The following is a 1,333-nucleotide window of genomic DNA, read 5'->3' on the forward strand; positions in this document are numbered from 1 at the left end:
TCCGAACCCGGAAGCTAAGCCTTACAGCGCCGATGGTACTGCAGGGGGGACCCTGTGGGAGAGTAGGACGCCGCCGAACAATCATTGATAACGGGGAAGCCCCGCACCAGGGAACTGGTGCGGGGCTTTTCTGCGTTTACGGGCCGTTTTCATCGCGTTGCTTGGGGTGGGCGGCGAAGAAGTCCCACATGAGGTCGGTGGCGTTGACGCCGGCTTCCTCGTCGGCCATGGCGACCCCTGAGGCGCCCGGCCAGGCATGGCCCATCTCCGGGATGCTGTAGGTGATGACCTCCGACTTGTTCTGACACTTCGCAGCGGTCCTCGTGATCGCGTTCTTGAGTTTCAGCGGCGGGGCCGGCTTGCAACTCAGGCGTTCCTGCCAGGACTTGATGCCCGCCTCTGCCAACTGCACGACCCGGTCCTGGCCGCCGACGAACGTCATGACCGAGACCGGGGACTTGGGGACGTAGGCGTGGTCGGAAGGGCCGTCACCAGAGAAGGCACCGCTGACCGGGGCCACCGCGGCGAAGACGTCGTGGGCCTCGACGGCGAGCTTGAAGGACATGTCGGCGCCGTTGGAGATGCCCGTGGCGTAGACGCGGTCGGGATCGGCGTTCCAGGTGGTGGTGAGGCGTTTGACCATGGCTCGGATGAAGCCGACGTCGTCCTCGGTACCGCAGCAGGTCAGCGCGTTGTAGCCGCTGTTGAGCCCGTCCGGGTAGGCGACGAGGAAGTTCTTGGTGTCGGCCTTCTTGCTGAGGCCGCTCAGGGCGGCGATCTTGCCGCCGTCGCCCGGGAACATGTGCATGGCCACCACGAGGGGCAGCCGCTTCGCAGGGGAGTAGCCGGGAGGCGCGTGCACCCGGTAGTCGCGCTGTTTGCCCTTCCAGGTCATGGTGACCCGTTGGTCGCCCGCGCGCGGGACTTCGGGCTGTGGTGCCGGTGCCGACGCCGACGGCTGCTTGTCTGGAGGCGGCCTCTTGTCGTCCGTACCGCAGCCGGTGGCGGCCACCAGCACGGCCAGTGCGGCCGGCCAGAGGGACAGGTGCAGGGCCTTTCCGGGGCTTGTCCGCATGGGCGCATGGTGGCAGTGGCGGTGCGGACGGTCCAGAGGAATGGGCGGTTCGGAGTTCCGCGGTTTTATGGGTATGATCTATCTCGTTGCTGCAGAGCAACGAGGCCCCAATAGCTCAGTCGGTAGAGCGTCTCCATGGTAAGGAGAAGGTCTGCGGTTCGATTCCGCATTGGGGCTCAGGAAACGGAAAGGCCCCCGCCGGTTGGCGGGGGCCTTTCGTGTGTGCCGGTGGGGGCGGGTGAACCCGCAGCCACCGGG

At 66.5% G+C, this 1,333-nt stretch carries 1 protein-coding gene, 1 tRNA gene and 1 rRNA gene; 2 read left to right on the forward strand and 1 reads right to left on the reverse strand.

The genetic code is table 11. From position 1 onward, the window contains the following. A 5S ribosomal RNA gene (gene rrf, locus ACWGIG_RS38930) occupies positions 1-79 on the forward strand; the annotation flags it as partial. A gap of 57 nt (positions 80-136) precedes the next feature. On the opposite strand, the gene ACWGIG_RS38935 is transcribed toward rrf, so the two are convergent. Then, on the reverse strand, positions 137-1,075 hold the full coding sequence (locus ACWGIG_RS38935; RefSeq protein ID WP_453326447.1) for an extracellular catalytic domain type 1 short-chain-length polyhydroxyalkanoate depolymerase: 939 nt from the start codon (positions 1,073-1,075) through the stop codon (positions 137-139). Between the two features lie 104 nt (positions 1,076-1,179). On the opposite strand from ACWGIG_RS38935, the gene ACWGIG_RS38940 reads away from it, so the two are divergent. Beyond that, positions 1,180-1,252 (forward strand) — tRNA-Thr (locus tag ACWGIG_RS38940). Positions 1,253-1,333: the final 81 nt, after the last annotated feature.

The sequence above is a fragment of the Streptomyces sp. NPDC054863 genome (genome assembly GCF_053610825.1).

Coding starts and splice junctions, on each gene's coding strand:
- ACWGIG_RS38935 (WP_453326447.1), bottom strand. CDS start 1,075: ATGCGGACAAGCCCCGGAAAGGCCCTGCACCTGTCCCTCTGGCCGGCC.